The organism is Gordonia sp. McavH-238-E, from assembly GCF_022348225.1.
GTDB lineage: Bacteria > Actinomycetota > Actinomycetes > Mycobacteriales > Mycobacteriaceae > Gordonia > Gordonia terrae.
Window position 1 is genome coordinate 48,633 of record NZ_JAKRFE010000017.1, and the last position, 22,526, is coordinate 71,158.

The 22,526-nt window shown below is 68.9% G+C and carries 16 protein-coding genes; 7 read left to right on the forward strand and 9 right to left on the reverse strand.

Annotated elements, in window-relative coordinates; all coding sequences use genetic code 11:
• Positions 1-215: 215 nt before the first annotated feature.
• From MHN80_RS21595 to MHN80_RS21610, 4 genes are all read right to left on the reverse strand, one after another.
• Positions 216-1,415 (reverse strand): TetR/AcrR family transcriptional regulator, encoded by a 1,200-nt coding sequence (locus MHN80_RS21595; RefSeq protein WP_239403618.1) that lies wholly within the window; start codon positions 1,413-1,415, stop codon positions 216-218.
• 211 nt (positions 1,416-1,626) lie between these two features.
• Positions 1,627-5,298, reverse strand: a complete 3,672-nt coding sequence (gene murJ / locus MHN80_RS21600; protein ID WP_239403650.1) for a murein biosynthesis integral membrane protein MurJ — start codon at positions 5,296-5,298, stop codon at positions 1,627-1,629.
• 299 nt (positions 5,299-5,597) lie between these two features.
• Positions 5,598-8,432, reverse strand: a complete 2,835-nt coding sequence (locus MHN80_RS21605; RefSeq protein WP_239403619.1) for a hypothetical protein — start codon at positions 8,430-8,432, stop codon at positions 5,598-5,600.
• Positions 8,323-9,570: an NUDIX hydrolase gene (locus MHN80_RS21610; protein WP_239403620.1), complete on the reverse strand. Its 1,248-nt coding sequence runs from the start codon at positions 9,568-9,570 to the stop codon at positions 8,323-8,325. The genes MHN80_RS21605 and MHN80_RS21610 overlap by 110 nt, the downstream gene beginning before the upstream one ends.
• A 207-nt stretch (positions 9,571-9,777) precedes the next feature.
• Between MHN80_RS21610 and MHN80_RS21615 the strand changes: the two genes are divergently transcribed.
• A complete protein-coding gene (locus MHN80_RS21615; RefSeq protein ID WP_239403651.1) occupies positions 9,778-11,244 on the forward strand; it encodes a CCA tRNA nucleotidyltransferase in 1,467 nt (488 codons plus the stop codon).
• Positions 11,245-11,271: 27 nt separating this feature from the next.
• Here MHN80_RS21615 and MHN80_RS21620 read toward each other — a convergent pair whose 3' ends face one another.
• Entirely contained in the window at positions 11,272-12,180 is a 909-nt protein-coding gene (locus tag MHN80_RS21620) for a diacylglycerol kinase family protein (RefSeq protein ID WP_239403621.1), read from the reverse strand.
• Between the two features lie 49 nt (positions 12,181-12,229).
• Between MHN80_RS21620 and MHN80_RS21625 the strand changes: the two genes are divergently transcribed.
• Positions 12,230-12,826 (forward strand): TetR/AcrR family transcriptional regulator, encoded by a 597-nt coding sequence (locus MHN80_RS21625; RefSeq protein WP_033204208.1) that lies wholly within the window; start codon positions 12,230-12,232, stop codon positions 12,824-12,826.
• A gap of 36 nt (positions 12,827-12,862) precedes the next feature.
• Entirely contained in the window at positions 12,863-14,392 is a 1,530-nt protein-coding gene (locus MHN80_RS21630) for a glycerol-3-phosphate dehydrogenase/oxidase (RefSeq protein ID WP_239403622.1), read from the forward strand.
• Between the two features lie 31 nt (positions 14,393-14,423).
• On the opposite strand, the gene MHN80_RS21635 is transcribed toward MHN80_RS21630, so the two are convergent.
• Positions 14,424-15,515: an aminotransferase class V-fold PLP-dependent enzyme gene (locus MHN80_RS21635; RefSeq protein ID WP_239403623.1), complete on the reverse strand. Its 1,092-nt coding sequence runs from the start codon at positions 15,513-15,515 to the stop codon at positions 14,424-14,426.
• 120 nt (positions 15,516-15,635) lie between these two features.
• Here MHN80_RS21635 and MHN80_RS21640 point away from each other — a divergent pair, with 120 nt between their 5' ends.
• Positions 15,636-16,193 carry a hypothetical protein gene (locus MHN80_RS21640; protein WP_239403624.1) on the forward strand — a complete coding sequence of 186 codons (558 nt, stop codon included), beginning with the start codon at positions 15,636-15,638 and terminating at the stop codon, positions 16,191-16,193.
• Here MHN80_RS21640 and MHN80_RS21645 read toward each other — a convergent pair.
• Positions 16,174-17,508: an MFS transporter gene (locus MHN80_RS21645; protein ID WP_101820456.1), complete on the reverse strand. Its 1,335-nt coding sequence runs from the start codon at positions 17,506-17,508 to the stop codon at positions 16,174-16,176. The two genes, MHN80_RS21640 and MHN80_RS21645, sit on opposite strands and share 20 nt — an antisense overlap.
• A gap of 145 nt (positions 17,509-17,653) precedes the next feature.
• Between MHN80_RS21645 and MHN80_RS21650 the strand changes: the two genes are divergently transcribed.
• The 3 genes from MHN80_RS21650 (at position 17,654) to MHN80_RS21660 (ending at position 21,205) form a co-directional block, all read left to right on the forward strand.
• Complete coding sequence (locus MHN80_RS21650; RefSeq protein ID WP_004021009.1) at positions 17,654-18,247, forward strand: YqgE/AlgH family protein; 594 nt, start codon at positions 17,654-17,656, stop codon at positions 18,245-18,247.
• A 148-nt stretch (positions 18,248-18,395) separates the two neighbouring features.
• Positions 18,396-20,447 (forward strand): CocE/NonD family hydrolase, encoded by a 2,052-nt coding sequence (locus tag MHN80_RS21655; protein ID WP_239403625.1) that lies wholly within the window; start codon positions 18,396-18,398, stop codon positions 20,445-20,447.
• A gap of 266 nt (positions 20,448-20,713) precedes the next feature.
• Positions 20,714-21,205: a hypothetical protein gene (locus MHN80_RS21660; RefSeq protein ID WP_101820458.1), complete on the forward strand. Its 492-nt coding sequence runs from the start codon at positions 20,714-20,716 to the stop codon at positions 21,203-21,205.
• A gap of 115 nt (positions 21,206-21,320) precedes the next feature.
• Here the strand turns inward: MHN80_RS21660 and MHN80_RS21665 are convergent, their stop codons facing one another.
• Together MHN80_RS21665 and MHN80_RS21670 are read right to left on the reverse strand one after the other, a co-directional pair.
• A complete protein-coding gene (locus MHN80_RS21665) occupies positions 21,321-21,860 on the reverse strand; it encodes a hypothetical protein (RefSeq protein ID WP_180819370.1) in 540 nt (179 codons plus the stop codon).
• A gap of 47 nt (positions 21,861-21,907) precedes the next feature.
• Positions 21,908-22,441, reverse strand: a complete 534-nt coding sequence (locus MHN80_RS21670; RefSeq protein ID WP_239403626.1) for a hypothetical protein — start codon at positions 22,439-22,441, stop codon at positions 21,908-21,910.
• Positions 22,442-22,526 lie beyond the last annotated feature (85 nt).

Below are 22,526 nucleotides of genomic sequence, written 5' to 3' on the forward strand. Positions count from 1 at the left end.
CGTCCGCTCGGCACCGTCGGTGGGAGGGACGTTCCAGTGAGTCGGCATTGTGCAATCGCGTCCGGTGCAGATTCCCGATTTCGGGGCACACTCCTCGCGGTCGGATCGCCCGTGAGAATCCGCGTGTGGTCGCTCCGCCGCTGCTGTACCGACGAAAAAAGCAGAGGTCACTATTTGGTATCGATGTGCAGATCGCGCGATCGGCTCTGCTGGTGTCAGTGCGCGGACCTACGTGGGTGCGATCTGCTGAGCCCGGACGGACTCAGGATGCCGTAGGCCAGGGCTCGAAGCTCGCTGTCGATGCCGGGTCGGGACCTGAGTTCGGGCGACGAGATCACCTCGCAGGCGAATCCGGCGAGCGACTTCTCCAGAGCCTTCGCATCGTCGATCGACAAACCAGGCGTCTGCGCGAGGATCGCCGTGGTCCACTCGGCGGTGTAGTCCGAGGCTGTCCGGCCGAGCGCGATCCGACTCTCCTCCGGCAGATACACGGCATCACGAAGAGCCACCGCGAGTATCCGCCCGTTCGAGCTGAGCGAGAACTCGACGAAGGTGCCGAGCAGCACATCGAGCGCGTCTGCTCGGGACGAACCGTCAAGCGCAGCGATGGAGGCCGACAAGAGACCCTCGAGGCCCCGGCGGAGCACGGTCCCCAGGATGACGGTCTTGCCGGCGTACTCCTGGTAGACGGTCGTCACCGACACACCGGCTCGAGCGGCGATCTCCTCGATGCGGACATCGCGGAACCCGCGGTCGAAGAACAATTGGGTGGCGGCGTCGAGGATGCGTTCACGTCGCGCGGCGGGACTGCGGCGTGAATGTGGCGCTTGTGTAACCGGAGGGCCGGGGGCCCGCGGTAGCTCGCAACCGAGAATCGAGTCGGTTACGGCGCGTTGCACTTTCATCAGCCGTTTGGCGGTGAGCGATCCGCGGATCTGGGCGGCGTTCGAGTACACGCTCAGGGCAGCCGTGGCGAGAAGTTTCGCGTCCATCGAGTCGACGTCGTGTCGGGCGGCACAGATCTTGCATGCCAACTTGTCCGTCAGCACGCCGAAGTACGCGTTCATGGTGTCGAGGTCCGCGTGAGAGAGGTGCAGCCGTTCGCGATTCCAGAGCGTGGAGGCGTCCCGATGCGCAGTCATCTCACTCAAGGCGTCGAAGAACAGTCCGAGTTGCTCGACCGGTGTGTCGCCACGATCCTGCGCATCCGACAGGAAGTCACGCACGGTGTGGACCTGTGTTGTCAGCGCCGTCGCGAGGATGTCCTGTTTGGACGGGAAATGCCGATACACGGCCGGTCCCGTCAAGCCGACTGCCCCACCGATCTGTTCCATACTCACGTTGCGGTAGCCGTGGTCCTGGAAAAGGGTCGTGGCTGCCGTGACGAACCGGTCCGGCCGAGTGGGGTTCGCCACCCCCGATTGCCCACGTTCCAGAGGCGGCGTCGTCGCCGTCAGCGGTTCAGCTGACTGAACTGATGCTTCGGGATCACGATTCTCTTGTAGGCGGGCGCTGCAGTTCTCCATATGAGTTAGTCGGAGCGGAGCCCGAAGTTGCACGCATGATCTCGGTCACCTGCTGCCGATCACTCGCAGCGAGCCACGGCCGGCCATATGCGGCGGCGTGTCAGCCGGCCATCGTGACGCGAGAGATCTCCGCCTGGTAGCCGCTTCCGGAACTCGGCAGGCTCGTGAGCCAGACCATCACATAACGGGTGGTCGGCGGTTGCGCGATCGGGATCGTGGTCGACGCCTGGTCCACCTGTCCCGAGGCCACCGTCGTGGTCCGGGCGAAGGCCGGACGCGCCGACGGTGCGGTACGGATCTCGACGCCGATACCGGGCGTCGGGCTCTCGATGGTGACCGACCGGACCGTGCGCTCCGCGCCGAGGTCGAACATGAGTCCCAATCCCGGCTTGAGTCCGCCGAAATCCGGCCGGCCGCGGTAATTGTCTGTCTGCCACGGCGGTGCGGCACCGGTGATCACGTTGCGGACATTCGCCGAGTTGTCCGGCGTCTGCGCGGAGAAATCGACCACCGAGACCGATTGCAGCGCGATCGGTGTCGGAGCAGCCGGCGCCGCCGGGGTCGGCGGCGGGTTGGCGCCGGGCGAGGGTGCAGGCTCGGTGGTGGTGAGGATGGAGTCGATGTCGCTCGATCCGTCGCTGCCACCGAAGACGTTGGTGGCGCCCACGATCAGCGCTATGACGATGAACAGGGCCAGCAGTCCGGCGCCGATGAGCAGCGCCAGGTTGCGCCGCGGCGGCTTCTCGCCGCCGCTGCCGCCCAGACGCGGTGTCACCGTCACCGGCGGTGGAGCGTCTGCATCGGTGATGGCCGGCAGCATGTCGGTGTTGAGGTCGACGACGGTGGCCTGGTCGAGCACATGCTGGACGGTGGCGGCGGTTCGGATACCCCGGGTCCCGTCGAGAGCGCGCGCGGCGACAGCCGAGATCTCGAACGGGGTGTCGGGCTTGATCACTCGCGGCTCGACCGGTCGGCCGTCGTCACCGGGAGCGGCGACCGGGATCCCGCCCACGGGTTCGGCGGTGTCGGCGGTGGTGATCAGCCGGGACCCGTCGGAGGGGTCGAGCGCCCAGCGGTTGAGCAGCAGCGCGTACAGCACCGCCCCGAGTCCGCGGACGTCGGACGCCTTGTCGTCGCCGGCAAGGGTCCCCGGGAACGCCAGCACGGCATTGCCGTCGTGGCTGATCCGGATGCGGTCGGGATGATCGATCGACAACGCACCACCGGAGCGGTGGGCGATCTCGGCGGCCGCGGCGAGCGAACGCACCGCGCGGGCGGCGCCGATCGGTGACGGTTCCGATCGCGCCACATCGGCCAGCGATGATCCGGGCACCCACTCGGCGACGACGATGCCGCCGGAGGACCCGCGGACGACGTCGAGGACGCGTGCCACGCCGTCGGAGTTGATCTGGCCGAGACGCAGGGTGCGCGACAGGACTGCCTGCGGTCCCTGGTCGGACATCTTCGCGGCCTGGCCGCGTTCGGGGGGCGGCGCCAACTGCTCGGCGTCGACGAAGGTCAAAGCGACCTCGCGGTCGAGGTTGATGTCCTGGGCTCGCCAGAACTGGAGTCCGCGGGTGCCGCCGTGCTGCTCGAGCAGTCGGTACCGACCACCGGCGACCGCCGCGCCGGGGATGAGGCGCGGTCCGCGGCGGCGGGGGCTCGCTGCGGTGTCGGCGGTGCCGACCGTACCGGCATCGGCGGGAGTCGGAGTCGGTGGAGTGGGTGTGTCGCCGGCTCCGGGCTCGGTGGGCGGCCCGGTGGCAGCGGTGGTGTCGACCTCACTGTCACTCACGCGACGGACTCCTCTCCTGCGGTATCTGATGTCGCGCGGCACCGGCGCGCGTTCCGGGATGGGGCGCACATCCCGGGTCGCGCCGATCGCGCCACCGGAATGCACGGAGTACGACTGCCACGTCGCGGTACCTCTGTCGAAGCGGCGCAGCACCTGTACCTGACCAGAGTACGGGAGCGATTCGTCGCCGGTGACCCGCGGAAACTGAACTGTGATCGCCGGTGACTGTTCACGTTCGGGCTGTGCCGGCGGGGCGAGCGAGGGGATGAACCGGCCGAGGAGGCGTCGAACCGCCAGCCCGATCGCGACCACGTCGGGCACGCGGGCCGCGGCCAGTCCGGCGTAGGTCACCGCGAGCACCACCGCGGCGGTGAGGCCGAGGTAGAGCACGGAACCGACCTTGCCCAGCCAGCCGATCATGTGGTCGAGACCGCTCAGCTTCGCCACGGCCCAGACGGTCCCGGAGACCCCGATCGAGACGGCGAAGGTCACGACGGACGTGCGTGCCACATCGGAGAGCCGGGCCCCGCGCAGCCGGCTGCGGAGCAGGAAGTGTCCGACGACGGCACCGACGAGATAACCCAGTCCGTTCGACAGCGCGAGCCAGCGCACGATGAGTTCGGGATCGTCGAAGAGCACCGGCCCGAGATACGACGACGCGACCTTGACCACGGTGATGCCCAGCGCGATGAACGTCGGGGTCCACGCGTCCTCGCGCGCATAGAACACGCGGAGCTGGACGAGGGTCATCGAATACGGGATGAGCGTGAACGCACCCCAGGACAGCACCGAACCCAGTTGCGACGCGGACGCGGCGTCGAACTTGCCGAAGTTGAACACGGCGATGGCGATGGCCGGTCCGAAGAACGTCATGAACGACACGACCGGGACGAGGGCGACCATCGTGAGCCTGGTCGCCAGCGAGAGATCGTCGACGACGGCCTTGGTGTCGTCCGCGGTGGCGTTGCGGGACAGTCGCGGCATGATCGCCGTCAGGATGGTCACGCCCAACACGCCGTACGGGAGCTGCAGCAACTGCCAGTGCGTGAAGTAGATGCTCACGCCCGAGGCGTCGGCCGACGACGCGATCCGGTACGTGACGATCAGGCCCACCTGGAGCAGCGCGACATAGGCGACGATGGCGACCGCCATGTTCCCGAACTGGCGTAACCGGTCATCGATGCCCCACTGCAGGCGGAGGCGCACGCCCGACTTCCGCAGGAACGGCACCAGGATGAGGGCCTGCAGGACGACACCGGTCGTGCAACCGATACCCAGCACCAGGAGTTGCGGGTCGGACATCCGGACGGGGTTGAGGGTGATCTCGCCGGGCACCACCGCGTAGAGCACGAGCGTGGTGATCTGCACGACGTTGTTCAGGACGGGCGCCCAGGCTCCCGGTTTGAAGTGTCCGCGGAGATTGAGGATCGCGATGAACAGCGCGGACAGTCCGTAGAACAGGATCTCCGGGAGCAGCAGGTAGGCGAGCGCGGTGGCGAGCTCGCGATCGACCTGGCCGTCGCCCAGATTGAGATAGGTCAGCAGCGGTGCCGCGATCACCGCCACCACCGTCGCCGACCCGAGGACGACGACGGTGATGGTGAAGATCCGGTTGATGAACCCCTCTCCGCCGTCCTTGTCCTCGGCTTCGGCCCGGGCCAGCAGCGGGATCACGATCGCGGTCAGGACCGCACCGAGCACCACCTCGGCGATCATGTTCGGCAGCACATCGGCCGCCTGGAATGCCGACGCGATGGCGGGTCCGAGCATCGCCAGGATCAGCACGGTGCGCAGGAAGCCGGTGATGCGGCTGAACAGCGTCGCGATCGCGATGGATCCGCTGGTGCGCAGGATGCTCGAGTCGGAGTCGCGCGCCAGCCCGGTCGACGACGCCTCCTGTTCCAACGCCTTCTGCTCCGACGCCGCGGAGGTGGTCGCCGGACCGCCCGACGGCCGGCCCGGCGCGGGTGCGGTCATGACCCGCGTGTGGTCCCCGGCGGGCGCGGGCCGGGCGGGACGCGCGTGCGCAGACCGCGGGTCGGGAGTGCGTGGGTCGGGGGTGCGCGGCGCGGTCGGTCGCGGGTCCGGGGAGCCTGGCGGGATCCGCGTGGGCGCGACCCGTCCACCGGCGACCCGGTTCGGCGGGATCCGTTGGGGTGCGGCGCGCTCGGGACGCTGGGGCGGCACCGGGCCGGGGTTCCCCGACCGCGGTGCACGCGGCTCATCGTTCCAGGTCACGTCGCTTCTGCCGCCGTCCTCGGGTCGTCTGATGTCGGTCATGAGGGGTCATCGTCCGGTTCCTCGCCGTGCATCCGACCCTCGCTCTGCAGGGTACGGCGTCGCTCCTGATACCCGCTTCCGGCGAGCATCCGCTCGAGTTCGTCGGGTTCGGGACGGTCGGCGTCGGCGGGATCGGGCTGGCCGCGGAAACGATGCCACAGGCGCCGGGCGGTGAGCAGGACGAGTGCTGCCGCGGCGATGATCGTGATGTAGAAGAGCGGTTTGCCGTAGGCGTTGGTGTGGACGGACAGACTGATCGGCTCGCCGAGCGGCACGCCGGTGACCGTCGACAAGCGGATCTCGACACTGATCGCCTCGGACGCCTCGCCCCGCGTGGGCAGCTGGATCTGCCGGGTGCCGCGGGCGGGGATCTCGATGACGCCGAGGTCGCCGATCTCGATGCCGGCCGGTTCGGACGTGGTGATCCGGGCGCGTACCGGCAGCGCGAGGTCGTTCTTCACGACCAGCAGCAGCGGACTGCGCTCGGAGGCCAGCGTGTAGCGACCGCCGGGATCGAGGATCGTGACCGACCGGGACATCCCGTGCAGGGTCGACGACACCGCGTCGATGCGCTCGGCCTGCGCCCGGCGCAGATGGGTGTAGACGGCCGAACCCCAGGCATCCGGCGAGCGGATGGCCCGCAACTGGTCCTCGCGCAGCGGGGACATGTAGCGCTCGGGGGTCGCGGCGACATCCGCCGAGCGCACCAGGGCGCCCTCGAACTGCCAGCTGTCCTCGACGTTGCGCCGTATCGACGCGGTGGCGTCGGTTGTCAGCACCGAACCGATGCGGCCGACGGGCCCGACCCCGGGCGGGTCGATCAGTCGTGCCTGCTCGGGAGCGGACCCGAGTTCGGCGACCAGCGTCGGCAGGGGTGTCGGCGTCGCGGCACCGGACTCGAGCAGCAGGCGCGCGGTGGCGAACAGGGCCTCGGCGTCGGTGGTCGTCGGAGACCAGTACGTCGGTGGCAGCAGGAATGCCGATCTCCCGACGACCGGGTCGCGAGGCGACGGCCGGGAATCGGACCCGGTCGGTGCGGCCTCCGGGGCGGCGATCGCCGGGTACGCCAGCGCGCCGATCGCACTCTGCCTGCGACTTCCCTCGGACTCGTCGGACAGGTCGACGCGTTGGTCGGGTGGCGTCAGCGCGGGGGTGGACGGCGCGGTACCGATGGCGGCGAACGACGCCGTGACCGGCGCATCGTAGGTCTGCGCCGCGAGGTCGCCGATCCGGTAGCGCCCGGCGTCGTCACGAGGGCCCGTCGGTGCGACGGAATTCGACGCCACCGCGGTCGCGGCGAGCCCGGCCCCGGTGAGCGTCGCCGCACCCTCGGAGTCGATGGCGCCCAGGGCCGGTATCGACAGACCACGCACGCTCCGCACACCCAGGACGGTGTCGACGATGTCGGCGGGCGACCGCAGCGCGGCTTCGGTGAGTCCGGCGTTGCCGATCCGGGAGAGCGAGGTCAGGTCCGCCTGCGCGTACGGCAGCGCCACGACGCACATCCGCTGCGCGGTCCAGCGCAGCGTGTCGAGCCAGCGTCCGGCGGCCTCGACTCCGCTGCCGGGGCGGGTCGACGACCTCGGATCGGCGGGATTGTCGGACACCTCGTATCCCACTGACATCGCGCGCACCGTGACGATGAGGTCGGGATCGACGGCGAGGCACATGCTGTCGGCGAGCTTCTCCGACCCTGGCAGTGCGGCGGGTTCAGGGCTCTCCGACGTCTCCGGCGGAGCTGAGCCCGACGCGGTCGAATCCGACTGCGCAGGTGGGGGTTCGCCGACGACCTTCTGCAGTGCCGTCAGCAGTTCGTCGAGACGGCCACCGTCGGCGAGCGAACGGGCCATGTTCTCGTTGATCAGCCGGACCGGTTCGGTGTTGCCCCCGAGCACGCCGGGGGCGAGCTGGGGCGGTGCGGCCAGCGGCCACAGCATGGTCATGCGCGCCGGGCTGGACAGGTTCGCCGAGATCGACCCGTCCGGTCCGAGCCCGGCGACCGGGTCGGTGTCGGAGTACTCGGTGGACGGGTCGACGTACCCTTCCGCGCGGGTCTCGTCGGGCGGGAGGGACAACACCGGCAAGAGCATGCGTGATCCCGCGACCTGCGCGGTGTTGCCGTACTCGGGCGTGCCGTTGACGTTCACCTGCATCGGGTAGACACCGGTCCGGGAGATGGCCAGGCCCTGACCGTCGGGGCCGTTGTTGGCCGACAGGGCCATCGACATGCGGAATCCGACGCTCTCGCCGGGGGCGAGCGAGTCGGACAGCGCCTCGAACGGACCGGCCACCGCGACCGCGGGATCCTCGTCGGCGAGATCGGTCCGCAGGCCGGCGGCCGACGTGACCGGATCCCCGCGTTCGAGCCGGATGGTGAGGTCGGTGATGGACCGGTCGCCGACGTTGTCGACGCGGCCGCTGACGGTGACCACCGGTCGGCTGGTCGTGGTCACGATGTTCGGCGTCATCGAATCGATGACGATGCGGGCGAACCTGCTCGGGGATTGCTGGTCCGAGGTGTCTGATCCGGTGTCGGATCCGCTGGTGCTCGTCTCGGGTGCCGCCGAGGCCGGCCCCGATCCCACCGCGCCGGACAGGAGCGTCAGACCGAGAACGGCCAGGACCACGGCCGCGGCCAGGGTTGTGCGCGCACGGGACCGCGTCGCGCGCGACAGCGCCGATGAACGAGACGAACGAGGTGCGGCGGCGGACGGACGCGGCTCAGCCATCGCCGGCCGCGGGCCGTCGTGGACGGCGCCGGCGCCGACGAGGACGAGCCGGGGGCGGCGGCTCGTTGCGGCGCTGGTTGCGCGCGGCGGCGGCTTTCTCATAGGCGTTGGGTTCGGTGCGAATGCTGTCGGCCTCGGACTGGGCCAGCCGGGTCGGGTCGGCGGCGAGCTCGGCGATCACGCCGCGGGCCATCCGGGCGAGTCGTCGCTCGTCAGAGTACGTGAGCCGGCGCGGGAGCTCGTGCAACGGCACCCAGGCCACCTCGGACACCTCGTAGTCGGCGTCGGAGAGTTCGCCACCGGTGCACCGCAGGAGATAGTGGTGCACCGTCTTGTGGATTCGACGCCCCTCGCTGACGAACCAGTAGTCGATCTTGCCGAGCGGGGCGACCACGGTGCCCTGGATGCCGGTCTCCTCCTCGACCTCACGGATCGCGGTCTGTTCGGCGGTCTCGCCGGTCTCGATGTGGCCCTTGGGCAACGACCACATCGTGCGTCCCCGCCGGTCGACCCGGCCGATGAGCGCCGCCGACAACTGATCGACGGGGAGGTCGAGGTCGGAGATGACGAGGCCACCCGCCGAGGTCTCGCGCACGGTCCGGAGCTTCTCGGTGCCGGCGCGGTCGGAGTGGGTGCGTTCGGTGGCCGGACGCTCGGATCCGCGGTCGGGTCGTGATGAGCGTCGTCGGCCCTTCGACGCCTTGCCTCCGGATGGCGCCGATCCCGTCTGGGCCAGACCGGTCTTGGTCAGCTTGGCGCTGACGGAGACCATGTCCGACGGCTTCGGCGGGGTGACCCGCGGCCGTGCGCGGTCGGGATCGACAGGGAGTTTGTCGACCGGTTCGGCCTCGACGGGGTCCGGGCACGCCGGATCCGACGCCCGGGCGCGCGCGAGGTCGTTCGGCGTCGGGTGGTGTGTCGACGGTGCCGGTTCGGACGCCGGGTTGGGTGAACCCGGCTTGTGGCCCGGTCGGGAACCCGCCTGGCCGGAACCCGGCTGCTTGTTCTTGGGCTGGCTGTTCGAGGACTGCGGGTGGCCGCTCTGCTTGTGCGATGCCGACGTGTGGGCGGCCGTGGCACCGCGGGCCTCGGACTTGCGACGGCCCCGGCGTCGGCGGCCGCGACGGGAACGACGGCCCTGGCCGGCGGGGTTCTGCTCGCCCTGTCCGCCGCCCTCGCCATGTGCACCCGACGAGACGCCGCTGACGTCTGAAGGGTTGGTCGAGGAATCGGTGGACACTCCACGATGCTAGCGGCTGGTCACCTGCAGTTTGTCTGGACGCCTCCCCGGGCGCGTAGGTTGTGGATTCGGGGTGTCGAGAGTGCGCGGGAAGTGTATGAGTGGTCGCCGTCGAACTGCGCGGCGTCATCGGCGCGGGTCACGACGGTAGGGTGACAAGCCGTGAACGACATATCCTCGTCCGGGACGACGGCCTCTTCGGACCAGGTGAGCTCGGACGGGCGATCGAGCGCGACGGACCCGGAACGGCGCACGCGCCTGCTCGCCTCCGCCGCGATCGCGCTGCGCGGACTCGACGATGTCCTCGTGCCGCTCGGGGAACTGTTCGAGACCGCGGGCCACGAGCTGTACCTGGTGGGCGGCTCGGTGCGCGACGCCGTCCTCGGCCGTCTGGGCAACGACCTCGACTTCACGACCGACGCGCGTCCGGAAGCGGTCTCCCAGCTGCTCCGGGGCTGGGCCGACGCGTTCTGGGACGTCGGCATCGAGTTCGGCACGGTCGGGGTCCGCAAGGGTGACCACCTGATCGAGATCACGACGTTCCGCGCGGACGCGTATGACCAGGTCAGCCGCAATCCTGATGTCACCTTCGGGGAGTCGCTCGAGGACGATCTGATCCGGCGCGACTTCACGGTGAACGCGATGGCCGTGCAGATCGGTTCCTCCGGCGCCCAGGATTTCCGCGATCCACTCGACGGTCTGACCGCACTCCTGGCGGGGGTCATCGACACCCCGGCGACCCCGGAGCAGTCGTTCGGCGACGACCCGCTCCGGATGCTGCGCGCGGTCCGATTCGTCTCCCAGCTGGGGTTCCGGCTCGCGCCGCGGGTGTGGCAGGCCGTCACCGAGATGAACGGCGAGATCGAACGCATCACCGTCGAACGCGTTCGCACCGAGCTGGACAAGCTGATCTGCGGGGAGTTCCCGATCGAGGCCCTCGACGCCATGGTCGAGACCGGCCTGGCCGAGCGGGTGCTGCCCGAGGTGCCGGGGATGAAGCTCACCATCGACGAACACCATCAGCACAAGGACGTCTACCAGCACTCGTTGACCGTGCTCCGCCAGGCCATCGACCTCGAGGACGGCGATCCGGACCTGGTGTTGCGCTGGGCGGCCCTGTTGCACGACATCGGCAAGCCCGCGACGCGCCGTCACGAACCGGGAGGCGGCGTCAGCTTCCACCACCACGAGGTGGTCGGCGCGAAGATGGTGCGCAAACGGATGCGGGCCCTGAAGTACCCCAAAGCGGTGGTGTCCGATGTCGCGCAGCTGGTCTTCCTGCATCTGAGGTTCCATGGATACGGTGACGGCGCGTGGACCGATTCGGCCGTCCGCCGGTACGTCACCGACGCGGGACCCCTGCTCGACCGGCTGAACAAACTGGTGCGCGCCGACTGCACCACGCGCAACAAACGCCGCGCGCGGCGTCTGCAACAGAACTACGACGACCTCGAGCAGCGGATCGCCGCCCTGCAGGCGGCCGAGAACCTGGAGAAGGTCCGTCCCGACCTCGACGGCAACGCCATCATGGAACTCCTCGGTGTGCCGCCCGGTCCGATCGTCGGTCAGGCATGGCGTCACCTCAAGGAACTGCGACTCGACCGCGGACCCCTGAGCCGCGATGAGGCGGAGGACGCGTTGCGGGAATGGTGGGCGGCCCGCGGCGGGAAGTGACGCCGCCCGCGGCATCCCCCGGCCGGCTCAGCTCGCGGGTGCGAAGACCTCGATCGCGTGGGGCACCGCTTCGAAGACCGCCGGGAGTTGTCCGACGAGGTCGCCGTCGACCGACACCAGCGCCGGCGGATCGCAGTAGAGCTCGACTTCCTCGCCGCGCATGGTCCGCACGCTGGGACTGTCGATGTGCTTGCCCGAGAACACCTTCGGGAACACGCGGGCAATCGTCCAGCGGGCCAGCCGCGGCGGGGTGAGCGCAAGGGTCACGTCGAGCTGCCCATCGGTGATCGAAGCCGCAGGAGTGATCTTCATGCCGCCGCCGTACGACGTGGTGTTGCCGATCGCGGCGAAGACGAGGTCGGATTCGACGGCCTGGTCGTCGACTCGGACCTGGTAGTGGCGCGAGCGCAGCGCGAGCAGCTCGAGCAGCGCCGCGATCGTGTACCGCGACTGTCCGCGCGGGCGGCGCATGTCGATCGCCCGGGCGGTGACGGCTGCGTCGAACCCGGTGGCGGCGACCGTGCTGAACAACGCGGTCTGACCGTCCGGGAAGCTGACGCGGCCGAGGTCGATGGGCCGGCGGTGTCCGGCGAGGACGACCTCGACGGCATCGGCGGGCTCGAGCGGGATGCCGAGGTTGCGCGCGAAGTCGTTTCCGCTGCCGGCCGGGATGACGGCGAGTGGCTTGCCGGATCCGATGATGGCCTCGACCGCCAGACGCACCGTGCCGTCGCCCCCCACGACGACGATGACGTCGGTATCTCCCCGTGCTGCCTTGCCCGCGAGATCGGCGGCGTCGGCGATGTCCTCGCCGACGATGACCTCCACCTCCACGTCCCGGGCGCGCAGGAGTTCCGCAGCGTCGTGCGCCACACGGAGTCCCGTTCCGTGACGCGCGTACGGACTGGCCACAACTGTGGCGTGTTCGATAGTCATATGAGTCGGCCCCCCGCCGTTCAAGTGATCCGTTACAGTGTTACACATCATGGCAATCCGTAACGAGGAGATCGGGGATCTCGTTCTGGATGCAGCGCGGAGCTGCCTGCTGCGTAGCGGCGGACGCAAGGTGACTGTCTCCGAAGTGGCCCGACAAGCAGGCGTCAGTCGACCGACGGTGTACCGCCGCTGGCCCGACATCACCGAGATCATCCGCGGTCTGTTGACCCGGGAGGTCCTCGGGGTGGTCGAAGATGCCATCGGCGGAACCGGTGAGCCCGCCGATCTCGACGCGCTCGTCGGGCAGGTGGTGGCGGTGGTCGGCGCGCTCCGGGACGACGAACTGATCGCCTCGCTGTGGCGTGAGCAGCGAGAGTTCATGTCGCCGTATGTCTTCGAGCGTCTGGGTACGAGCCAGCAGGGAATCCTCGCCATTCTCGCCGACATGCTGTCGCAGGGGCAGGAACGGCGACAGGTGCGTGCGGGTGACACCAAGCGGATGGCCGCGATGGTGCTGCTGATCGCGCAGTCGTTCCTGCAGTCGGGGGCGCTGGTGTCCGACATCCTCGCCGACGGCTGGAGCGTCGAACTGCACGAGATGTTGGCCGGTTACCTGCGTCCGGTCGGACCGGGCGGCGACGGGTGACGACGTGAGCACCGATCCCGTGGCGGGACGGCACTGATGGCCACGCTGTCCGCCGAGACCCGCCGCCGTGCGCTGGACCGGTTGGCATCCGATGAACCTCTCGACCTGTTGGTGATCGGAGGCGGTGTCACCGGCGCCGGCGTGGCGCTCGACGCCGGGACCCGTGGCCTGCGCGTTGCGCTCGTGGAGAAGGACGACCTGGCGGCCGGGACCTCCCGCTGGAGCAGCAAGCTCGTGCACGGCGGCCTGCGCTACCTGGCGAAGGGTGAGATCCGGATCGCGCGGGAGAGCGCGGTCGAGCGTCATCACCTCATGACCGCCATCGCCCCACATCTGATCGCCCCCCTCCGGCAGATCATCCCCGATCGCGGCGGCCGGCAGAGCTCTGTCATCCGTGTGGGTCTCCGGGCGGGAGACGTGCTCCGACGCAACGCCGGCACCTCCGATTCGTTGTTGCCCCCACCCTCACGGCTGTCGGCGCTGGAGACCCTCGGCCGTTGTCCGGCGGTGTCCCCCGATGGTCTGCGCGGCGGGATCTCCGCCGCTGACGGCCAGCTTATCGACGATGCCCGACTGGTCATCGCACTTGCGCGGACGGCCGCGGGTTACGGCGCATCGATCTGCACCCGGGTCCGGGCCGAACGCGTTGACGGCCGCGGGGCCACCCTCACCGACCGGCAGACCGGCGAGAGGTTCGACGTCGGTGCCCGGATGGTCGTCAACGCGACCGGGGTCTGGTCCGGCGGCATCGACGACGGCATCGCCGTCTATCCCAGTCGCGGAACGCATCTCGTCGTCGACGCGGCCAGGCTCGGCCATCCCGACGCCGCGCTGATGAGCCCGCTGGGCGGCTCGGTGTCGCGGTTTGTCTTCGCGATACCCGCCCAGTTGGGTCGCGTCTACGTCGGCCTCACCGATGTCGCCGCGCCGGGACCGATCCCGGATGTCCCGACGCCGGACGAGTCGGAGATCGACTTCCTGCTCGACGCGATCAATCCCGCGCTCGCGCGGCCACTCGACCGCTCGGACATCGTCGGCACGTTCGCGGGCCTGCGACCCCTGGTCGACACCCGCGGCGGCACCGCCGGCCGCGACGCCGGTGCCCTGGCCGACGTCTCGCGGCAACATCATGTCGGCGTCCGCGGTGACGGTCTCGTGAGCGTCCTCGGCGGCAAGCTCACCACCTACCGGCGCATGGCGCAGGACGCCGTCGACGCCGCGCTGGCGAGCACCGATCTGGCGGCCGGAGACTGTGTCACGACCACGACGCCGCTGGTGGGGGCGGTGCGGACACCGCGGGAGCAGGGCCTCCCGCCGTCGCTCGTGCAGCGTTTCGGTGGGGAGGCGCCGGCCGTCGTGGACGCCGCGACGATCGACCGTCCGCTGGATCCGATTGTCCCCGGGATCGACGTCACCCGCGCCGAGATCGAGTTCGCAATGACTCATGAGGGAGCCCTCGACGCCGACGACATCCTGCACCGGCGCACCCGGATCGGACTCGTCCGGCGTGACGCCGACGCGGCACGCCCGGAGATCGAACGGATCGTCGGCGAGGTGCTCGGGTGAGGTGCTCGGTGTCGGGGCTAGCCCGGGGGCGTCAGTAACCCATCGTCCGCAACGCGTCGGCGACCTGATCGAGTTCGGACCTGCGCACGTCGAGGTGTGGGCTGATCCGGAGGACCGGGTGCTCGGTCGCGAGCGGCGCGCGCCAGGTGTCCGCGGCGGTCACCAGGACGCCGAGGGACAGCAGCTTGTCGCGGGCGGCGGCGACGTCGTCGAACTGCCACCCGGGCGGGGGTGCGAGGGTGATGATCGCCGACGGCTCGTCGATCGGTTCGAGGACCTCCCAGCTGGCGATGCCGTGGAGCCGCTCGCGGGTGGCCTTCCCGATCTTCGCGAGTTCGCGGAACACGCGCTGCTGGCCGATCTCCAGCAGCTCGCGAACGGCGACACCGAGTCCGAGGCGTCCGGCGATGAATGCCTCCGAGCCGTCGATCCGGACCGGCCGCAACGAGTCCCGGCGCACCGCGACGAACCCGACGCCGCGCGGACCGGTGAGCCACTTGCGGCTGGTGCCGTAGACCACGTCGGCACCGGTGACGGTGGGGACGTGACCCACCGACTGCGCCATGTCCACCACCACGGGCACGCCGGCCCGGTGCGCGAGTTCGACGATCCGCGTGACCGGCTGCACCACACCGGACATCGAGCCGATGTGACAGACGTGGATGAAGTCGGGCTGCTCGAACTGCAGCATGTTCTCGAGCGCGTCGGTGTCGACATGACCGTAGACGTCGCCGTCGGGCATCGTCCGCACCGCGTAGCCGCGGCGCTCGAACTCCTCGAGGTTGGGCCCGAATTCGTTCTTGGCCACCCACACCGTCGAGGTGACGGGCAGGCTCCAGTTGGTGAGAAGGGCACGCAGTGCGGCGCGGGCGCTCTCACGGAAGACGACCTCGTCGCCGGTGTGTCCGATGAGCGCGGCGAGATTCCTTGTGTCCCGCACGATCTCATCGGCGCGGTCGTCAGCGGCGACGTAGGAACCGCGTTCGGTCTCCCGCCACAGATGTGCGGTCATCGCGCCGATCAGTGCGTAGGAGGAGCGACCCGCCGACGCAGAGTCGAGATGTGCCAGGGCTGGTTCGAGCCGGGCCGCGTGCCACTGCTCGCCGAGATCGCTGACATACATGGGCCACAACCTACCGGGTGGTCGGGTGCGGGGTCACCCGGCGGGTGCGTCGGTGAAACCCGGCCCGGCGATGTGTCCACTCCGGGGAACCGGACGACGCCCCGCTGCGTCCAACACCTCATGGACCCGGCGATCGAGTACTTCTTCGGGACCGGCGACGGTCCGACGACGCGCTGGTCCGGCACCGCCGATCTCGCGCTCGGGACCCCGCGGTCCGAAGCCCTGGATGCCATCCGGCTCGACTTCGACGGCGACGGACATCGCGATGACGCGATGTGGGACACGGACGCGGACGGTGTCGCTGACGTGGCCGCTCTCGACACCGACGACGACGGAGTGCCCGATGCGTTCTACCGCGACTCCGGGGCGGGACTCTGGGACCAGCCCGTCGCGCGAGCCGACCTTGCCGGCGACCAGCTGCCGCGGCGCGACGTCCCCGACGAGAATTCGCGACCCCCGGCGGCGCTCGTCACCCGAATCGACCTCGACGATGACGGTGACCCCGACGCCGAGATCGTCGGAGCCGACCGGGGCGGCCGGATCGTCGGCGAACGTCTGTACGTGGATTCCGATGCCGACGGCGGACACGATGTGGTCCTGGTCGATACGAACGGTGACGGGATCGCCGACGCCACCTACGACAAGCGGGATCCGCGGTTCACGCGGCGGGGTCGGTGACGGTGGGCCGCACGGTCGTGGGCTGGGTGGACCCGTGCCCGCGCGGATGAAGGAGGCGCACCACGAGCATCCCGAGGAGGTACAGCACCACCCCGAGCACGACGAGCCCGGTCGCCCGCCCGTTGTCGGGGATCGCGAGGGCCGCGACCGTCACCGCACCGACATAGGCGATGTTGAACACGGCGTCCTGAACCGAGAACACCTGACCGCGTACCGCGTCGTCGACGTCGACCTGCATCGCCACGTCTCCACACAGCTTCGTGATCTGGCCGATGAGCCCCAGCACGAATGCCGAACCGCAGATCACCGCGAACTCGAAACTCAGCACGGAGAGTTCCGCGACCGCCCCGACGCCCAGCGCCACGAGCAGGGTCGCGTACCGGCCCGCGCGTGCCACCGCGATCGGCGTCACGACCGCGGCGAGAAGCGCACCGGCGCCGGTGAAGCCGATCACGACGCTGACGCGGTCGAGGCCGTCGCCGGGACCCATCTGGCGCGTCAGCACCAAGATCATCAGCGTGTTCATCCCGAACACGAGCCGATGCGCGCCGATCGCCGAGAGCGCGGCGGCCACGGTCTTGTGGTGCGCGACGGCACGCGCGCCGTGCCACAGCCCGACGGACACCGCGTGCACCGCCGAACGACCCGGATCGTCGGGCTCGTCGGGACCGAGCTGCAGTGGGCGGAACCCGTGTGCCAGCCCGCCGGAGACGACGGCGAGCACGATCCCGGAGAGCATCGTGAGGGCGCTGCCGACGTTGTCGTCCCCGAAGATCGCACGCAGACCCAGCGTGACGCCGAGCCCTACGGTGAGCATCGCGCCACCGAGTGTCGTGAACAGTGCGTTGGTGGCGACGAGCACTTCTCGCCGGGCGACGTGGGGCAGTCCGGCGGACAGCCCGGCGGCGACGAACCGGCTCGCGCCCGTCGCGGCGAGCGCGGAGATCAGTACCACGACGTCGGGCGCGCCGGAGGCGACCGAGAGTGCGACGAGTCCGATGATCAGTCCGCGCAGGAGGTTCGCGTACAGCAACACGTTGCGTCGATCCCAGTGGTCGAGCAACGCCCCCGCGAACGGGCCGATGAGCGAATACGGCAGTAGCAGCACTGCCAGGCCACCGGCCACCGCGAGCGGGTCGGCGTGACGCTCCGGGTTGAAGAGAATGCTGCCGACCAGCGCGGCCTGGAAGATGCCGTCGGTGATCTGACTCGACAGACGCACCGACAGCAGGCGGCCGAGTCCAGGCGAGGAACGGAGGGAGTGGACGAACACCGACCACCCGCGTCGGTCACGGGTCACCTGGGTGCTGCTCACTGATCCAGGGTACCGAGCTGACGATGGACCCCGTCGGCCACGGACGTGCGATGATGGTCGGGTGGCCGGAGGTGACGACGCAGACGATCCCACACCGGAATCCCGTCCCGGAGAGCACTCGGCGGGTGCCGGTGGTGGTGCACGTATGCCCGGCGTTCCGTGGGACGCCGACCCGACGCCGAGGGTGCGGGCGGGCACCGCGCTGATCGCGTCGACCGACCTCGTCGAACCCACCTTCGCGCGCACCGTCATCTACGTGATCGAGCACAACGAGTCGGGCAGCCTCGGTGTCATCCTCAACCGGATGAGCCAGACCGCCGTCCACAATCTCCTGCCCCAGTGGACCGACATCGCGGCCTCGCCGCGCGCCCTCTATGTGGGCGGGCCGGTGAACCAGGAAGCCGCGCTGTGCCTGGGGGTGGTGAAACCGGGCATCGACGTCGACGACGTACCCGCCCTGCGTCCGGTGGACGGCCGGGTCGTCCTCGTCGACCTCGACGCCGACCCCGAACCTCTTGCCGACGTCCTCGAGGGCGTCCGGATCTTCGCGGGCTACAGCGGCTGGGGGGTCGGGCAGCTCGACGACGAGCTCGACCAGTTCAGCTGGATGACTGCCTCGGCACTCCCCCGCGATCTGCTCGCACCGCCGGCGTCCGATGTGTGGTTCGACGTCCTGCGCAGGCAGGCTTGGCCCAAGCCACTCCTCGCGACGCACCCGATCGATCTCAGTCTGAACTGAGTCGTCCCGGCTCCAATCGGTGATGCTGAGCATTCCCTGAGACACCCGGTGATCCACGTCACCCCCGAGGTGTTAGGTTGTGGACGCTTGATCACAAGCTCGCTGGATCAACCGTGGGTTCTCCAGCGCATGACATGCGGGGGTGTGCATGAGTGGGTCGAAGAGTGCTCGGGTCCTGGTCGCGGTGGTCCTGGCGGTGGTCGCGCTGGTCGCGCCGATCGCCGTGGCGGGCGCCGCCCCGGTCGGACCGACAGGCGGAGCTGATGCGGCACGGTGGGCGGCGAGCCATGACGGCCCGCAGCCGTACGCCGGCGTCAACGTCACCTGGGATGTCCCGATCCGGATGAGCGACGGCACGGTGCTCCGGGCCAACGTGTACCGCCCGGCCGACGTCCGCGAGCGGCCGACGTCGACCAAGACGCCCGTCATCGTCAACATGACGCCGTACACCAAGCTCATCACCACCGTCGGATCCGCGGTGATGCAGAACCCGGTCCTCGAGCCCTATCTGCTGCAGATCGCGCGGTCGATCAACCTGTCCGGGACGCCGATCGACGGCATCAACGACATCGCGCACACGATCCGCGACGGCGGTGCGAAGACCTTCCTCGTCGACTTCGACCTCGTCCGCAGCGGCTACACGCAGGTGGTCGTGGACGTCCGGGGCACCGGTTTCTCCCAGGGCGTCTGGGACGTCTTCCAGTCGCGGGAACAGCGCGACACCATCGAGGTGATCGACTGGGCGTCGAAGCAGCGGTGGTCCAACGGCAAGGTCGGCATGTCGGGTGTGTCCTACTCGGCGATCAACCAGATCCAGGCCGCCAACAAGAACCCGAAGGCACTCAAGGCGATCTTCCCGGTCGAGCCCGGCGGCGACCTCATCCGCGACATCGTCGCCCCGGGCGGCGCTCTGGGTGTCGGATTCCTCCCGCTGTGGCTGACACTGGTCAACACGACCAAGATGATCCCGAACGTCGCGTCGATGCTGAACGGCACGTTCGACTGGAAGTGGTTGGCGGACCGGATCTCCGACCCGTTCACGTTCTACCCGCAATTGTTCGCCGCGTTGCTGACCCCCGACATCCCGTCGGTGCCGCCGAACCTGAAGGCATTGCTGGACAACGACTCCGAGCCACGGTCGTCCTGGCTCGACCACGCCGATCGCATCACCACCCCGACGCTCATCTACGGCGGCTGGTTCGACCTCTTCACCAACAGCGAAGTCCGGATGTACAACAAGATCCCGCTGCCGCCGGGCCAGAAGCAACTGATCATGGGCGACGGGTATCACCTCACGATCGGCGGCGGCCAGGAGGGCCGGCGGAACACCCCGCCACGGTTGGACGTCTTACAGAAGGCGTGGTTCGACAAGTGGCTCAAGGGAATCGACAACGGTGTCGACTCCTATGGGCCGGTCAACCTCAAGCAGGTCGGCGACTCGTGGATCACCGCGCAGCAGTTCCCGCGGGCCGGGATGGAACGTCAGCGGCTCTATCTCGGCGACCGGCGCAGCGGCACCGCGGCGCACGCGGTCCGCGACGGCAGCCTGACCCCCACCCCACCCGCCTCGCGTGCCCGGATGACCATCGCGCCCGGTCTGGCACCGATGTGTTCGCGCGACGCCGCGCAACAGCTGGCCGGTGCCCTCGCGGTCTTCCCCTTCTGCGCCGACGACGCCCGCATCTCCGAGCGCGCGGCGTTGTCGTTCACCACTCCCCCGCTGACGACGACGCGCAGCGTGTCCGGGTATTCGAACGTGCGATTGAACACCGTGCTTGACGCCACCGACGGTTACTGGACGGCGACGCTGAACGACGTTGCCCCCGACGGGACGTCGAAGGTGCTGACCTCGGGTCAGGTGATGGCGTCGCTGCGCGGGTACGACAAGGCGGCCTCGCAGTTCGCGCCCAACGGTGACGTGATCGACCCGTTCTACGAGCTGACGCTGGCGTCGCGGCAGCCGGTCGTGCCGGGCCGTCCGGTCAGCGTCGACATCGGTCTGTTGCCGACCGAGGCGCTGATCAAGCCGGGGCACCGGCTGCGGGTCGACGTGTTCGTGATGAACTTCCCACGCGGTCTTCCGTTGCGGCCGTTGCTGAACGAGTCCGGTCTGCGGCCGCAGCACATCCAGCTCGACCCGAACCGGCCGAGCTTTGTGAACCTGCCGCTGTCGACGCCGGTGGGTCGGCCGGTCGGCTGATCAGAGCCGTCTGACCTTGACGGGCGCGGAGCGATAGCGCCGGCTTCACCCTGCTCCCTGATCCGAAGGAAGCGCCCCCATTGCTCCCTGAGGAGCGCCCGGAGCGTGCGGAGGGCGCGTCACGACTGCACAAGTCCCTGTGGGCGCGTGTCGCTTGTCGTCGGCGCTCGGCGTCCCTGTCCTGGCACTTCGTCGTTGGTTTCTCGCAACAGGTGAGAGATTCTCGCGCCTGCTCACCACGCGGTCTATTTGTCTAGGCTGCTCGGGTGAGTACCTACTTCGACAGCTGGTTCTCTTACGAGACTCTGCTGACCGCCACGTGGAGTCCGGACGCCGGCGTTGTGGTGACGTCGAGCGTCCTGCCTATGGCGTGGACTCGAGCGCTGGAGCGGATCGGCCGTGACTTGCGTGTTCGCCACTTCAACGGTGCTCTTGCCAGTATTCGATTCGAGGCCGAGCATCGCCAGATTCGCGAGGATGACGAGCTGGATTACGTCTGGCTGTCGAGCGACGTCACCCCTGATGGCGGCATGTCTCATGGAATGGGGCACTCCGGTGAAGGGGTGTTGGCCATTGCCGGAGAAGAGGCCGTAGCTGTCAGCTGTGCAAATCTGGTGCAGGACCAGATCGAGCGGACGGGGACTCAGTGGCCCCGCGGCCGCGCGGGAGGCGCCATGGGCGCAGTTCTCATCGGAGGGATAGCAACATGGAGTGGCCGCGACGGCGAGCAAGCAGCGATCGGCTCCCTCGCTGCCTGACTTCGAACCATCGGCCGTCCGCGACATAGGTGTACGTTCGGCGCAGGCAACTCGTCCCACGCCGATACGTCTCGTTATCAGTTGAAAGTCAGAGGGGGAGATGGACTTCGATCTCCTAGGCCCGTCGTCGTCCGGCGCCGATGTCGCTACCCACGTCAGGATCGACTTCGGATGATCCCGGCTGCGCAGCACGTTCGCTGCGGGGTTTTCTACTGGGCCACCACAACACCCAGGTTGTGCAGGCGTTCACCAGCAGCATGGCGGCAAATGGCGCAGCGAATATGAGCAGTTCAACGGTGGTGAGGGTTGCGGTCCAACTGTATTCGTCGTAGCGCTGTGGATCGAAGGTCAGGCGTGCGGTGTCGGCAATTGCAACCGCCCACACCACAGATGTCCAGAGCAAACCAGTAGTGGCGATAATCCGGCCGGCCAGGGGAATCGCGGTGATGGCCTCGACGGAAAGCCATGTGGCCACGAGTGCCGGCAGATAAAAGAATGCTCCGAAGATCATCACGAGGGTCAAGTTGGCGGTCACGTCCAGCGCAGAGGATGGATTGGCGACCTCGTTGAGGACTGCCGTGGGAACGCAACTGCCCACCAGCAGCAGTAGCGGCGCCAGGACCGCACACCGCGTCCAGCGTTTCACCCGGGTCATGCGTCCGATAGTCGCACGGGACCTCCACTGCCCGGGGCATGCACGCCCTACATCTGCCCGCCATCACCTGCACGCGCTGGCCGCGGCGGGGCACCGCGTCTGAGCAGGTCGGGATTGACGACTCGGATGGCCTGGACGAGGGCAACGACGAGGAGGCCGTAGCTGCACACCGAGTATGGCCAGGGGCTATGGGTGCTCATTGTGATGCGGGGGTCGCCACGAATCCAGTAGGTGCAGCGAACGCCGAGGGGAAGGAGCTCGAATCGGTGAGGCCAGTCGAGGCTGGGATGGAATGTGCTCACCACATCTGGAGGTGGCAGAGGGAGTCGCTCGGGGGGAAAGCCGGCGGGTGCAAACCCATCACGCACCGAGCACGTGTGACCGGGGTAGTCGTTGTAGTCGTCGAGACTGGTCAACCCGAAGAAGGCGATTGCCCCGCAGATCGCCAACACCGCAGAAAATGCGGCTAAGGAACGTCGGATATTTCGACCAGCGGCTCTGAAGGATTGCCAGATGGTCCACGCCCAAAACATGAGCGCGAGTGCGACCGGTGGCGTGAGCAGCACGAAGAACGCTTCCACCGTCACTCCTTCTCTCGGCCGACCGCTACCACTCCCCGATCGTTCCATCTGGCTCGGACTCCGATCGACCTCGAGATCAGGTTTG

Coding starts and splice junctions, on each gene's coding strand:
- murJ (WP_239403650.1), bottom strand. CDS start 5,298: ATGACCGCACCCGCGCCGGGCCGGCCGTCGGGCGGTCCGGCGACCACC.
- MHN80_RS21605 (WP_239403619.1), bottom strand. CDS start 8,432: ATGAGAAAGCCGCCGCCGCGCGCAACCAGCGCCGCAACGAGCCGCCGC.
- MHN80_RS21620 (WP_239403621.1), bottom strand. CDS start 12,180: ATGACTATCGAACACGCCACAGTTGTGGCCAGTCCGTACGCGCGTCAC.
- MHN80_RS21625 (WP_033204208.1), top strand. CDS start 12,230: ATGGCAATCCGTAACGAGGAGATCGGGGATCTCGTTCTGGATGCAGCG.
- MHN80_RS21630 (WP_239403622.1), top strand. CDS start 12,863: ATGGCCACGCTGTCCGCCGAGACCCGCCGCCGTGCGCTGGACCGGTTG.
- MHN80_RS21635 (WP_239403623.1), bottom strand. CDS start 15,515: ATGTATGTCAGCGATCTCGGCGAGCAGTGGCACGCGGCCCGGCTCGAA.
- MHN80_RS21640 (WP_239403624.1), top strand. CDS start 15,636: ATGGACCCGGCGATCGAGTACTTCTTCGGGACCGGCGACGGTCCGACG.
- MHN80_RS21650 (WP_004021009.1), top strand. CDS start 17,654: ATGCCCGGCGTTCCGTGGGACGCCGACCCGACGCCGAGGGTGCGGGCG.
- MHN80_RS21655 (WP_239403625.1), top strand. CDS start 18,396: ATGAGTGGGTCGAAGAGTGCTCGGGTCCTGGTCGCGGTGGTCCTGGCG.
- MHN80_RS21665 (WP_180819370.1), bottom strand. CDS start 21,860: ATGACCCGGGTGAAACGCTGGACGCGGTGTGCGGTCCTGGCGCCGCTA.